Source organism: Rhodoferax saidenbachensis, from assembly GCF_001955715.1.
Lineage (GTDB): Bacteria > Pseudomonadota > Gammaproteobacteria > Burkholderiales > Burkholderiaceae_C > Allorhodoferax > Allorhodoferax saidenbachensis.
The window spans coordinates 3,984,104-3,997,461 of sequence record NZ_CP019239.1 but is presented as its reverse complement, the minus strand read 5'-3'; the positions used below and the strand labels follow the sequence as shown (position 1 = coordinate 3,997,461).

Annotated in this window: 8 protein-coding genes; 5 read left to right on the top strand and 3 right to left on the bottom strand. The window is 63.2% G+C overall.

The window, feature by feature from the left end; genetic code table 11:
• Positions 1-151: 151 nt before the first annotated feature.
• Positions 152-2,086, top strand: a complete 1,935-nt coding sequence (locus RS694_RS18950; protein WP_029706635.1) for a sigma-54-dependent Fis family transcriptional regulator — start codon at positions 152-154, stop codon at positions 2,084-2,086.
• Between the two features lie 79 nt (positions 2,087-2,165).
• Here the strand turns inward: RS694_RS18950 and RS694_RS18945 are convergent, their stop codons facing one another.
• Positions 2,166-3,398 carry an EAL and HDOD domain-containing protein gene (locus RS694_RS18945; RefSeq protein ID WP_029706634.1) on the bottom strand — a complete coding sequence of 411 codons (1,233 nt, stop codon included), beginning with the start codon at positions 3,396-3,398 and terminating at the stop codon, positions 2,166-2,168.
• Positions 3,399-3,675: 277 nt separating this feature from the next.
• Between RS694_RS18945 and RS694_RS18940 the strand changes: the two genes are divergently transcribed.
• The 4 genes from RS694_RS18940 (at position 3,676) to RS694_RS18925 (ending at position 7,789) form a co-directional block, all read left to right on the top strand.
• Positions 3,676-4,611 carry a 4-hydroxy-tetrahydrodipicolinate synthase family protein gene (locus RS694_RS18940; RefSeq protein WP_029706633.1) on the top strand — a complete coding sequence of 312 codons (936 nt, stop codon included), beginning with the start codon at positions 3,676-3,678 and terminating at the stop codon, positions 4,609-4,611.
• A gap of 1 nt (position 4,612) precedes the next feature.
• Positions 4,613-5,392, top strand: coding sequence for an SDR family oxidoreductase (locus RS694_RS18935; protein WP_029706632.1), 780 nt, complete (start codon positions 4,613-4,615; stop codon positions 5,390-5,392).
• Positions 5,393-5,473: 81 nt separating this feature from the next.
• The gene (locus RS694_RS18930) at positions 5,474-6,478 is read left to right on the top strand and encodes a Bug family tripartite tricarboxylate transporter substrate binding protein (protein WP_029706631.1); all 1,005 of its coding nucleotides are present in this window, start codon (positions 5,474-5,476) and stop codon (positions 6,476-6,478) included.
• Between the two features lie 51 nt (positions 6,479-6,529).
• Positions 6,530-7,789, top strand: a complete 1,260-nt coding sequence (locus RS694_RS18925; RefSeq protein WP_029706630.1) for a D-amino acid dehydrogenase — start codon at positions 6,530-6,532, stop codon at positions 7,787-7,789.
• On the opposite strand, the gene RS694_RS18920 is transcribed toward RS694_RS18925, so the two are convergent.
• Both RS694_RS18920 and uvrA read right to left on the bottom strand, forming a co-directional pair.
• Positions 7,786-10,083, bottom strand: coding sequence for a molybdopterin-dependent oxidoreductase (locus tag RS694_RS18920; protein WP_029706628.1), 2,298 nt, complete (start codon positions 10,081-10,083; stop codon positions 7,786-7,788). The two genes, RS694_RS18925 and RS694_RS18920, sit on opposite strands and share 4 nt — an antisense overlap.
• A 125-nt stretch (positions 10,084-10,208) precedes the next feature.
• The gene (gene uvrA / locus RS694_RS18915) at positions 10,209-13,304 is read right to left on the bottom strand and encodes an excinuclease ABC subunit UvrA (protein ID WP_029706627.1); all 3,096 of its coding nucleotides are present in this window, start codon (positions 13,302-13,304) and stop codon (positions 10,209-10,211) included.
• Positions 13,305-13,358: the final 54 nt, after the last annotated feature.

Genomic DNA, 13,358 nt, shown 5'->3' with positions numbered 1-13,358 from the left:
GCAAGGCAGGGGTGTCACGATTCGCCACAGTGACAGGTGTCACAAAATGGAACAGTTGTGCGTTGCGGCGGGTGTACGCCATTGCTTCACACACCACCCACCCCCATACTGTGCCAAAGCGGGGCGAACACGACTCCGCGCAGGAGACAACGTGCGACAAACCTCCCCCCTGCTGGCCTTGCGACAGGCCCGCCAACAGTTGCTGGACACCGGCCACTGCCCCGACGGCGTGGTGGACGAGCGTCTGGCCCGCTCCTGGCACCGCAGTATGGCCGCAGGCCTGGCGCCCACCGGCCGCGCCGCCACCGACCATGCCACCAGCCACAGCCTGCGCCAGGCGCTGGCCAGCAGCCATGCTTTGCTGGCCCATTCACGCCCGGTGATGGAGTATGTGTTTGAGCAGGTGCGCCACAGCCAGAGTGTGGTGGTGCTGGCCGACCCGCAGGGCATGCTGATGCATACCCTGGGTGACCCCTATTTTGTGGACAAGGCTGAGCGTGTGGCCCTGACCCGTGGTGCCTCCTGGCACGAAGCGCACCGTGGCACCAATGCCATCGGCACGGCGCTGGCCGAGTGCAGTGCGGTGGAAATCCATGGCTCCGAACACTTCCTGGAGCGCAACGGTTTTCTCACCTGTGCGGCCTCGCCCATCCTGTCTGCCACCGGAGAGCTGATGGGCATTCTGGACATCTCGGGTGACCACCGCAATGGCCATGCCCACACGCTGGGTCTGGTGAGCACGGCGGCCCGCATGATAGAGAACCGGCTCATCGTGGCCGCCTGCAAACGCAACATCCGCCTGCACCTGCATGCCCAGCCCGAGGGCCTGGGCAGTGTGGCCGAGGGCATCATCGCGCTGTCGGATGACGGCTGGATTGTGGGCGCCAACCGCGTGGGGCTGGCACTCTTGCAATTGGGCGCGGGCGACGTGGGCGCCACGCTGCTGGAGCGTGTGCTGGACGTGCGCCTGGACGATCTGCTTTCGCGCCACAAGCGTCGCCCCTTGCAGCCGCAGCAACTGCGCCTGCACAACGGGCGCAGTCTGTTTGTCCAACTACACGTGGACGCAGCGGCCTGGCCCGCACCGACCGCATCGTTGGCCGTGGCTCCGGCAATGGCAGCCACCGACGCATTGGCCGCGCTGGACACGGGTGATGCCCGCTGGCGCAGCGCGGCCGACAAGGCCCGCCGCGTGGTGGCCAAGCCCATCCCTGTGCTGATTCAAGGGGAGTCGGGCGTGGGCAAAGAGCTGTTCGCGCGCGCCCTGCACGCCAGTGGCCCGCGCTGTGCTGCGCCTTTTGTGGCGATCAACTGCGGCGCGATTCCCGAGAGCCTGATCGAGTCCGAGCTGTTTGGTTACGTGGCGGGCGCCTTCACCGGCGCCCGCAAGGACGGCAACCTGGGCCGCCTGCGTGAGGCCGATGGCGGCACGTTGTTTCTGGACGAGATTGGCGACATGCCGCTGGCCCTGCAGACGCGGCTGTTGCGCGTGCTGCAGGAGCGCACCGTCACACCCGTGGGCGCAGGCAAGGCCGTGCCGGTGGACTTTGCGCTGGTGTGCGCCACCCATAGCAAGCTGGCCGAGGCGGCGGAACGCGGTACGTTCCGCCAGGACCTGTACTACCGCATCAATGGCCTCACCGTGCAACTGCCTGCCTTGCGCGAGCGCAGCGATTTCGCCGCGCTGACCGAACGCCTGCTGGCTGAGCTGAGTCCGGAGTGCGAGGTACAACTGGCGCCTGAATTACTCACCCCGCTGGGCAGCTACGCCTGGCCCGGCAACCTGCGCCAGTACGCCAGTGTGCTGCGCACCGCATGCGCCATGCTGCAAGGTGGGGAGGACACGGTGGGTTGGGAGCACCTGCCCGACGATCTGGTGGAGGCGCTGACCTGTGGTGCCCAGGCCACCCAGGCGGCTACCGCGCTGGTCCGTGTGCAGGCACCGCAGAATTTGCAGGCCCTGTCGCGGGTCGCCATCCAGCAGGCGCTGGAGGCGGCGCGTGGAAACATCTCACTGGCAGCGCGCCAGTTGGGCATCAGCCGACAGACGCTGTACCGCAAGCTCCATACGCAGGCCCCCCATTGAAGGGGGCTGTACTGCGCAAAATGCTATAAAATCAATAGCTGGTTGCGCAGTATCCGTAAGGGCTAGAGCCCGATTTCTCTTATAAACCGATGGAGTCCGCCCACACCAGCGCGTCCATGTGCGCCATGTTGATGTGGTGGCTGTCGTAGCCCAGTTCGGTGGCCAGGCTGGCAAAGCTGACGTCGTCGTAATTCTCGGCGGCCTTGGTCAGCGCCAGCATGCGGCCCAGCGTGCCCGTGCCGTGCTGGATGGCATCCACCACCGGTGCGGGCAGGGTCAGCAGTTGCAGTGCTTCGTCCATGGGCAGGGCCAGCAGGTCGTCCAAGAGCGAAAACAGGCCCGCGACAAAAGCGCTTTCACATTCTTCGGGCGTCAGCCGGTCCTTGCCCAGCAGTTCCATCATGCGGCCCCGCACGACAGCGGTGGTGCCAATGATGGCCGTTGCGTCGCCGCTGCGGGTGGCCGTCAGGATGAGGGCGGTCCAGCGCTGCAGGCGTTGCATGCCAATCAGCATGACGGCGTGGCGGAACGAGGTGACTTCCTGCGACAGGCCAAACCCGGCGGAGTTGATCAGGCGCAGCAGGTTGAAGCCCAGCAGGGCGTCGCGCTTGAGCAGGGCTTCGATGTCCTCGATCTCGGCCTGCTCGCGCACCAGGTTGAAAAGCTGCAGCACATTGGTGTGGGCCGGGGTGGCGATCTTGGTCTTGACGACTTCGGGGCGGTCGATCCAGTAGCCCTGCAGGCGCTGCGCGCCCAGCGCCAGGGCGCTGGCGAGTTGGTCTGCGGTTTCAATTTTCTCGGCCACCAGAACCGCCGAGGTGCGCGCCTTGATGGCGGTCGCCAGTGGCTTGTGCATGTCGGCGGGCACGGCCTGCATGTCCAGCTTGACGTAATGGGCCAGCGGCTGCCACTCTTTGTACGCGGGGGCGACGACAGTGTGGTTAAAGGCCAGCTTGAAGCCACGGCGGTGCAGGTCTGCCAGCGTGGTGTGCAGCGTGGCAATGGCCTCGGGCGCGTGGCCGGGTACAGGGTCCACCTCGATCACCAGTTTGCCCGGGTTGGTCAGGTCCAGGTGGTCGCCCAGCAGGCTTTGGTGGGTGCGGTTGATGAACAGGGTCTTGCTTTGTACGCCCAGTGCGTTGCTGGTGTCGGCCATGGCGTTGAACAACATGGCAATGTCGCTGCCCGTGTCATGCAGATGGTGCGCTGTGGAGCGGTCGTACAGGGCGTAGGCCACCACGGTGTGTTGCGTGTCCACAATCGCTTGGCGGGCGATCAGCTGAATGGGGCGTGCGAGGGGCAGTGTGCTCATGCCGCAATGCTACCGTGCCCGGGCGCAGTTTCCCGTAAACGTGCCAGTTGGCAAGCAAGAGGGCGATCTTGCGGTGGGTGTCACGTGCGCAAGGCTGCCACCACCAACGTCTGCGCATGCAAATGTAAATAATGCGTTTGGATATGCGGAAAACAAAATTGGATGAGACGTTTGCGTCGTTAGCATTGGGGCCCGCTGGAAGAAACCCTTCCCGGCACGACTATTGCGAGTGTTGCTAAACTGCTCCTGTGTTCCTTTTTACCCCCACAGCACTCCTATGACCAGAGAAAAAATCGAGGGCTCCTTCGTTGCCCTGATCACCCCTTTCAACAAAGACGGCAGCACAGATTTCGGCGCTTTTCGCAGCTTGTTGAAGTTCCAGGAGGACAACGGTACGAGCGCTGTCCTGATCATGGGCTCGACGGGTGAAGTTTCCATGCTCTCGCAAAAAGAGCGCGAGGCCATCATCGCCGAGACCAGCCGCTACAAGACCGGCAAGATGAAGTTCTTCTACGGCTGCACCGGCAACAACACACAGACCACCATCGACTACGTGCGTTTCGCCCGCGACAACGGTGCAGACGGCGCCATCATTGCCGCGCCTGCCTACATTTGCGGGCCAGAAGCCGATATCGAGGAGTATTTCCTGGATGTGGCCGATGCCACGGACCTGCCGCTGGGCCTCTACAACAACCCACCGCGCGTCAAGACCGATCTGCACTGGGACAACCTGCTGCGCATCTTCAAGCACCCCAATTACGTGATCCACAAGGAGTCGACCACGCGCGTGGGCCAGGTCGCCCAGGTGCTCAAGGCACGCGCGGACGTGTCGGTGATGTGCTGCGATTCGCCCAACCTCGGCCTTGTTGTACCCACCATGAGCCTGGGTGGCCACGGTACCGCCAACATGACCGGCAACATTGCACCCGCGGAGCTGACCACCATCTCCAAGCCTTGGACCACGCCCGATGTTTCGGTGAGTTTCCGCGATGCCTACCTCGGCCTGTTGCCGATGTTGCATTACTCGTACTCGGCCATCAATCCGGTCGCCATCAAGTCGCTGATGAAGGCCGTTGGCCTGCCCGCGGGTGACCTGCGCAAGCCGCTGAAGAATCTTGAGGGCGAGGCCTTGCTCAAGGGCCTGCGCATCGTCAAGGAGCTCGAACTCGACAAGAAGTATGGCTGGAGCTCGCCTGAACTGAAAGCGATCTGAGATGGACTTGGGTATCGCGGGGCGCAAGGCGCTTGTTTTTGGTGCGAGCCGGGGCTTGGGCAGGGCCTGTGCCCTCGAACTCGCGCGCGAAGGTGTCGACGTGGTGATCGCGGCGCGGAATCCTGTAACGCTGGAACAGGCCGCCGCCGAGCTGTCTGTCGAAGCGGGGCACACAGTCCGCTGGGTGTCGGCAGACATCACGACAGAAGCCGGGCGCGATGCCGCCCTGTTGGCCTGTCCCGCCCCTGACATCCTGATCAATAACGCCGATGGATTCCCTCCAGGAGACTTCCGGGAGTGGACGCCCGCCATATGGCATCAAGCGGTGGACGCGATGATGATTGGTCCCATCGAGATGATGCGTCGCTCGGTGGACGGCATGATCGATCGCCGCTTCGGCCGCATCGTGAACATCGTCTCGCGCAGCGTGAAAACCCCGCAGCTTGAACTGGGCCTGTCCAACGGTGCCCGCTCGGGGTTGGTCGGGTTTGTTGCCGGGCTGGCCCGCCAGACGGTGCGCCACAACGTCACGATCAACAACCTGCTTCCTGGCGTCTTCGCCACTGACGCCCAGCGCCAGCACATCTTGGGCATGGTGGAGAGCTCCGGCAAATCCTTTGAGCAGCTGTGGCATGAACGCGGAACACAAAACCCCGCAGGCCGTTATGGCGAAGCCCATGAACTCGGTGCGTTATGCGGTTTCATCTGCTCGGCACGTGCCAGCTACATCACCGGGCAAAACTTCCTGATCGATGGAGGCGCCTACCCCGGCACCTTCTAGCGCTGATTTCCTGAGCCAACGCAGATTGGTCTCTCCTGGAGACATCAACCCTTGTCTTTCACCATTCAACATAGGCATTCCATGACTTCCATTCACCGTCGCCTGTTCGCCCTTTCTGGCGTTTCCCTGGCCGCAGGCCTGCTGCTTGCCCCGGTCGCTCACGCTGCTGAAACGGCCTGGCCCACCGCCAAACCCATCACCATCGTTGTCCCCCACGCAGCTGGCGGAGCCGTCGATGGCGTGGCGCGCACATTGGCCGAGCGTCTGAGTGCGGAACTCAAGCAAAGCGTGGTGGTGGACAACCGTCCCGGCGCTTCGGGCCTGATCGGCACCGCAACCGTCGCGCGCGCCGATCCCGATGGCTACACGCTGTATTTCAATGCCTCGATCCATGCGGCGGCTCCTCTGCTTTACAAGAGCCAGGTGAAATTCGACCCGATCAAGGACTTCACCCCCATCGGCATGGTGGCGCAGGGCGCCTTGATCTTCAGCGTGAACCCGCAGGTGCCTGCCAACACGGTGCAGGAGCTGACCAACCTCGTCAAGGCCAATCCGTCCAAATACAGTTTTGCAACCAGCGGCTTTGGTTCTGCCGGACACCTCGGCATCGCGCAGTTTGCCGCCGAAGCAGGCTTGGCTGACAAGGGCATTCCCATCGTGCTCTACAAGGGCGCTGCACCGGCTTTGCAAGACCTCATTGGCGGCCAGGTGCACGCGATGATGGATCCCTTCCTCTCCTCGCTCCCTCAGGTCAAGGGCGGCAAACTACGTGCCATCGCGCAAACGGGCAGCACACGCAGCCCCTTGTTGCCCGATGTTCCTACCGTCAAGGAAGCCGGCTTCAAGGACTTCGAGTTTTACTCGTGGTATGGCATCTGGGCACCCGCGAAGCTGCCCCGTCCCGTGCTCAAGGCACTTGAAAGCGCGACGGAGCAAGCCGTCAAGTCGGAGCCCTTCAAGTCCAAGCTCAATGGCTTGGGTTTTGACGCCGTCTTCCGCAACTCGGTGGACTTCAACAAGTACATCATCAGCGAGACGGCCAAGTACCAGACCATCATTGAGAAGTCGAATATTACGATTGAGTGATATGGAGTTCCGGGCAGTGGTGCTGTTGCAGGTCCCTGCTCGGGTTCGCACATGAAAGTTCTGGTGTTGGGTGCCGGCGTGGTGGGCATGGCCACTGCGTATTACCTGGAGCGTGCAGGCCATGAAGTGACCGTGGTGGAGCGCCATGCTGGCGCAGCCGACGAGACCAGCTACGGCAATGCCGGGGGTTTGTGCCCGAGCTTCGCCGGTCCCTGGGCCGCGCCCGGCATGGTCTCCAAAGTGCTGCGCATGATGTGGCAGGCCGACGCCCCGATCCGTTTTCGCCCGCAGTGGAGCCAGCACCAGTGGCGCTGGATTGTGCGCTGGCTGGGTGAGTGCAATGCAACCAGCTTTCGCCGTAACAAGTTGCGCATGCAGCGCGTGGCCCACTACAGCCTGGCGTGTCTTCGGTCGCTTGCCGACGAGGAAGGGTTGCAGGACTTCGATTTCCACGCCGACGGCACGTTGTGGCTGTTTCGCACCGCGCAGGAAGTGTCTTATGGCCGGCTTGCCGCGCAGGCGCTGGATGATTTTGGTGTGCCCTGGCGCTGGCTGGAGCCACATGAGATTGACGCCCAGCAGCCGGGCCTGATCACGCGCAGCGCCCAGGTCGCCGGTGCCCTCTATCTGCCGGCCGACGCCTCTGGTGACAGCCATCTGTTTACGCAATCCCTTGCGCGCTTGCTGCGCACGCGTGGCGTGGCATTGCAATTCAACACCACGGTTGAAGGGTTTGACACCGAGGGCGACCGCATCCTTGCTGTGCGCACCTCGGCGGGGCGCTTGCAGGCCGATGCTTATGTGGTTGCGCTGGGCAACCAGGCGCCGTTTCTGCTGCGTCCACTGGGGCTCAATCTGCCGGTCTATCCGCTCAAGGGGTACTCGATCAGCGTGCCACTGCGACAAGACGCGCCCGATATCCGGGCCGCGTTAATGGACGAACACAACAAGGTCATGATCTCCCGATTGGGCTCCCGGATTCGCGCTGCTGGCATGGCCGAGCTGGGCGGCTACGGGCTGCATGCCGATACCGCGCAGCGCGACATGCTGTTGCGCGTGGTGCGCGATTTCATTCCCACGGGCATGGACGAAAGCCAGGTGGAGCTCTGGGCGGGTCTGCGGCCCATGACACCCGATGGTCCTCCGATTCTCGGCGCTACCCGTTGGCGCGGCTTGTTCCTCAATGCGGGCCACGGGTCGAACGGCTGGACGCAAGCCTGTGGTACCAGCCGCATCGTCGCGGATCTGGTCAGCGGGCGCACACCCGATATCGATCTGGAAGGCCTGACAGGCGAACGCTTCAGTATTTAGGGCACGGTCAAGGGCGATGTGAAAGCGCGCACTGCCGGTGCTTCCTGCGTCCAGGGTTCCACGTCCACCAGTGCCGACATCGCAGCACACCCCTGCGTCAGGCGTGAAGTGCCGATGTCCGCAGTCAGTACATTCGGATTGCCAAGCCGCTCAACGGCACCTGCATCTCCGTCGAACCACGCGCCAGTGGACATCACGAGCACGCCCGGCATCACCGTGTCATCAATCACAGCGCCGCCCAGGCAGCTACCCCGGTCATTGCGCACGCGGACCAGTTGCCCGTCGAAAATCTTGCGGGACTTGGCTTCCGACGAATGCAGGCGCACCGCCTGCCGACCATGCACTTTCGCTGCTTGCGAGAGCGCTCCTGCATCGAGTTGCGAATGCAGCTTGTCGGCGGGTTGTGAACTGATGAGATGCAAAGGCCAACGCTGAGACGCCGCCGCGCCCAGCCATTCATGCGGAGGGAGCCAGGTTGGGTGTGGCGGGCAATCGTCGTAGCCGAAACCCGCAATCTGGTTTGAGAACAGTTCGATTTTTCCCGACGGTGTGTCCAGCGGCTTCGCGTCGGGCTGCTGGCGAAACGCCTCGAACAGCACCATATGCCGATCCGGCTCGGGCAATGCAACCTGCTCTTGTGCCCAAAATGCATCAAAGGCCGGCATCGCATATCCCGCGCGCTGCCAGTCCGCCGCGGTGTTCTCGTAAAGATGGCGCACCCATTCGGCCTCGGTGCGGCCTTCTGTGAACAGCGGCTCATGGCCACCCCGCGCGGCGAGCTCGCGAAAAATGTCGAAATCATTGCGGCTCTGCGCCACCGGCGCTATCGCCTGCTTCATCGCGAGCATGTAGCGGTCTCGCGTAGAGCCGCCCACATCGTCACGTTCCAGCGTGGTTGTGGCGGGCAGCACGATGTCGGCACGGCGCGCCGTTGGTGTCCACCAGCTGTCATGCACGACGATGGTCTCCGGCTTTTGCCAGGCACGCAGCAGGCGGTTCAAGTCCTGGTGGTGGTGAAACGGGTTGCCACCGGCCCAGTACACCAGCCGGATGTCTGGATAAGTGTCCCGCTTTCCGTTGAACTCGAAAGCTTCGCCTGGCTGGAGCAGCATGTCTGCCAGTCGGGCGGCCGGGATGTTTCGGCGCAGCGGATTCGTTCCCGCAGAGAGCCGCGGCGCAGAGACGTCAGGGCGTGGTGTACCCGCGCCGTTGATAGAGCCATGGCCGAAGGAAAAGCCCCCGCCGGGAAGGCCGATCTGGCCCAGCACGGCGGCCAGCGCGATGCTAGCCCAATAGGGTTGTTCGCCGTGGTGCGCGCGTTGCAAAGACCAGGTGCAGTTGAGCATCGTGCGTTGACGCGCACATGCGCGTGCCAGCTCGGTGATGGTGGTCGCATCGATACCGCAAATGGACGCAGCCCATGTGGCGTCTTTTACCTGACCATCCACTGCGCCTTCCAGGTAGCGCTTCCATGCGTCGAAGCCCGTGCAGTGGGTGCGCAGAAATTCTGCATCGTGCAGGCCTTCCGCCACCAGCGTGTGGGCCATGGCCAGCAACATGGCGGTGTCGGTGTTCGGCCGAATCGGCAGCCAGCGTGCACGTACGCCCGGCGGCACATCGGCGCGCGTCGGGCTGATGATGACAAACTCGATATCTGCCTGCGCCGCCTGCGCGATCCACGCTGCGCTGCTGTGTTCACCCGCGCCGCCCGATGTCACCTGCATGTTGCGCATCGGCAGCCCGCCAAAAGCGAGGAAGAGCCGGGTGTGCGCCACCACGCTGCGCCAATCGGTGACCCGCCCAGTGACGGGTGCAAAAGTGCCAATCACATGCGGCAACAAAAACTGCGCCGCCCCCCAGCTGTAGTTGCCTACTTGCCCCACGCATCCGCCCCCGCTGTGCAGAAAACGCTGCACCAGCGTGCGCGCATGGTGCAAGCCGCCTGCGGACGACCATCCGTAAGACCCGCCAAAGATGGCGCCAGCCCCATGTTCACCGCGAACGCGTGCCAACTCTTCGGCGACCAGTCCCAATGCCGTGTCCCAGTCCACCTCCACGAAGCTATCCTGGCCACGTGCCGAGCGATCGCTGCGCTCCCGGCTGCGCAACCAGCCCTCACGGACGGCCGGTTTTTGTATGCGCAAGGGCGAATGAACCATGCCCGGCATGGACTGCAAGATAGGCGACGGGTGGGCATCACCCGGAAAGGGGTCGCAACGCACGACGCGCCCCTGCTCTACGACAGCATGAAAGGCACCCCAGTGAGCGAGGGACGGGAAACGTTGTTGAGACATGTGCGCTGGCGTTGAAGCGGAAAGGGCAGTCTAGCGAGATTGCGATAACAGAGAAAGCCAAGGTGTTACAGACCGCAAAACTGCCGAATCCGGCAATACCGGTCAGCGCTCTGCGGCAGCATGTCTTAACGATTCTTTTGGTTAAGCAACGCCTGCAAATAACGCCCTGTGTGGCTGGCCGGATTGGCCGCAATGTCCTCGGGCGTGCCTGTGCCGACCACGGTGCCGCCGCCTGAGCCACCTTCGGGGCCCATGTCGATCAGCCAGTCGGCGGTTTTGATGACGTCCAGGTTGTGCTCGATGACGACGATGGTGTTGCCCGCGTCGCGCAACTGGTGCAGTACCTTCAAGAGCAGCGCAATGTCGGCAAAGTGCAGACCGGTGGTGGGCTCGTCCAGGATGTAGAGCGTGCGGCCGGTGTCTTTCTTGGACAGCTCCAGCGCCAGCTTGACGCGCTGTGCCTCACCGCCAGACAGTGTGGTGGCCGCCTGACCGAGGCGGATGTAGGAGAGGCCCACATCGAGCAGCGTCTGCAGCTTGCGTGCAATGGTGGGCACGGCCTGCAGGAAGGCGTAGGCGGCCTCGACCGTCATGTCCAGAATCTGCGCGATGTTCTTGCCCTTGTAGAGGACCTCCAGCGTTTCGCGGTTGTAGCGCTGGCCCGCGCACACATCGCAGGGCACATACACGTCGGGCAAAAAGTGCATTTCGACCTTGACCATGCCGTCGCCCTGGCAGGCCTCACAGCGGCCACCGGCCACGTTGAAGCTGAAGCGCCCCGGGCCGTAGCCGCGTTCGCGCGCCACGGGCACTTCGGCCATCAGCTCGCGGATGGGCGTGAACAGGCCGGTGTAGGTGGCGGGGTTGGAGCGTGGCGTGCGGCCGATTGGCGACTGGTCGACGTTGATGACCTTGTCGAAATGTTCGATGCCTTCGATGGCCTCGTGCGCGGCAGGTTCGTCGTGTGCGCGATAGATTGAGCGGGCCACGGCGGCATACAGCGTGTCGTTGACCAGCGTGGACTTGCCCGAGCCGGACACGCCGGTCACACAGGTAAACAGGCCTACGGGGAATTCGACGCTCACATCCTTCAGGTTGTGGCCCGATGCCTTGACCACGCGCAGCGCTTGCAGGTCGCCTTGGGTGGCCAGGTGATGCGCATTGCGCTCTGCCCAAGCCAGCGCGGCCTTGCTCGGCGCGCCTTTCGCTGCGACTTTTTTCTCTGCCGGCGCAGGTGCTACGGTGGGGATCCAGGGCGTACGGCGTTTGGGCACGTCAATCTTCAAAGTGCCCGCCAGGTACTGGCCGGTCAGCGATTCGGTGTTCGCCTTCACTTCATCGAACGTGCCCTGCGCAATCACGCGCCCGCCGTGGATACCCGCACCCAGGCCCATGTCGATCACGTGGTCGGCGGCGCGCATCATGTCTTCGTCGTGCTCCACCACCAGCACGCTGTTGCCAATGTCGCGCAGGTGTTTGAGCGTGTCGATCAGCCGGTCGTTGTCGCGCTGGTGCAGGCCGATGCTGGGCTCGTCCAGCACGTACATCACGCCGGTCAGGCCGGAACCAATTTGGGACGCCAGGCGGATGCGTTGCGATTCACCGCCCGACAATGTCTCGGCGCTGCGGTCCAGGCTCAGATAGTTCAGGCCTACGTCGTTGAGGAATTTCAGGCGCAGGCCAATCTCGCGCACCACCTTGGCGGCGATCTCGCCCTTGGCGCCGTGCATGGTGAGTTGGCTGAAATAGGCGTAACTCTCGCGCAGCGTGCTGTGGCTGATCTCGAAGATGGCGCGGGCCTGGTCGCCCTCGCCAATCTTCACGTGGCGCGCTTCGCGGCGCAGGCGCGAGCCATTGCAGTCCGGACAGTGCTGGGTGCTGCGCATGCGCGCCAGGTCTTCGCGCACCAGGGCAGAGTCGGTCTCGCGGTAGCGCCGCGCCATGTTGGGCAGGATGCCCTCGAAGGCGTGTTTCTTGGACATCTTCTTGCCTTGCGATGCCCCAGAGTCCATCACATAGCTGAACTTGATTTCTTCCTCGCCCGAACCGTACAGGATGACTTGCTGCACATGCGCAGGCAGCGACTCAAAGGATTGCTCAATATCGAACTTGTAGTGTTTGGCCAGGCTCTCCAGCATCGCAAAGTAATAGCCATTGCGCCGGTCCCAGCCCTTGATCGCGCCGCTGGCCAGGCTCAGCGTGGGGAAGGCCACCACGCGCGCCGGGTCAAACACCTCTTGCGCGCCCAGTCCGTCACAGCTCGGGCATGCGCCTACGGGCGAGTTGAACGAGAACAGGCGCGGCTCCAGCTCGGCAATCGAGTAGCTGCACACCGGGCAGGCGAATTTGGCGTTGAATAAGTGCTCTTTAGGGCTGTAGCCCGCATCCGCTGTGTGCGAACCGCTATCGTTTTCAGAGCGATTTTCACTGTCCATCTCCAGCGCAATGGCGCGGCCATTGGCCAGGCGCAGCGCGGCTTCGAAGCTTTCGGCCAGACGCTGCTTCATGTCGGGGCGCACCTTGATGCGGTCCACCACCACGTCGATGTCGTGCTTCTCCGTCTTCTTGAGTGCGGGCAGTTCGTCAAACGCATAGGCCTGGCCATTGATACGAAAGCGCACATAACCCTGGGCTTGCATGTCGGCAAACACATCCAGAAATTCGCCCTTCTTCTCGCGCGCCAGTGGCGCCAGGATCATCAGGCGCGTGTCTTCGGGCAGAGCGAGTACCGCATCCACCATCTGGCTGACGGTTTGCGCTTGCAGCGGCAGGTCGTGGTCGGGGCAAAACGGGGTGCCCGCGCGGGCGAACAGCAGGCGCAGGTAATCGTGGATCTCGGTCACGGTGCCCACGGTGGAACGCGGGTTGTGGCTGGTGGCCTTTTGCTCGATGGAGATCGCCGGCGACAGGCCCTCGATCATGTCCACATCGGGTTTGTCCATCAGTTGCAAAAACTGGCGCGCGTAGGTGGAGAGGCTCTCCACATAACGGCGCTGGCCCTCAGCGTACAGCGTGTCAAACGCCAGGCTGGACTTGCCCGAACCCGACAACCCGGTGATCACCACGAGCTGGTTGCGCGGGATATCGAGGTCGATGTTCTTCAGATTGTGGGTGCGCGCACCCCGCACGCTGATGTTTTGCTGCTGCAGGGCCGTGGCAAGGTACTTGCCACTCTCGCTGGATGCCAGGTGTTTGCTGTCGTCGTCAGTAGGAGAGTTCAAGTTCGTGGCCGCCAAAAGAGTAACCCGCCATGATAGACAATGTCGGCTTGCGCT

Bases quoted from the DNA above. Each gene is read 5' to 3' on its own strand.
- RS694_RS18945 (WP_029706634.1), bottom strand. From the start codon at position 3,398: ATGAGCACACTGCCCCTCGCACGCCCCATTCAGCTGATCGCCCGCCAA.
- RS694_RS18940 (WP_029706633.1), top strand. From the start codon at position 3,676: ATGACCAGAGAAAAAATCGAGGGCTCCTTCGTTGCCCTGATCACCCCT.
- RS694_RS18935 (WP_029706632.1), top strand. From the start codon at position 4,613: ATGGACTTGGGTATCGCGGGGCGCAAGGCGCTTGTTTTTGGTGCGAGC.
- RS694_RS18930 (WP_029706631.1), top strand. From the start codon at position 5,474: ATGACTTCCATTCACCGTCGCCTGTTCGCCCTTTCTGGCGTTTCCCTG.
- RS694_RS18925 (WP_029706630.1), top strand. From the start codon at position 6,530: ATGAAAGTTCTGGTGTTGGGTGCCGGCGTGGTGGGCATGGCCACTGCG.
- RS694_RS18920 (WP_029706628.1), bottom strand. From the start codon at position 10,083: ATGTCTCAACAACGTTTCCCGTCCCTCGCTCACTGGGGTGCCTTTCAT.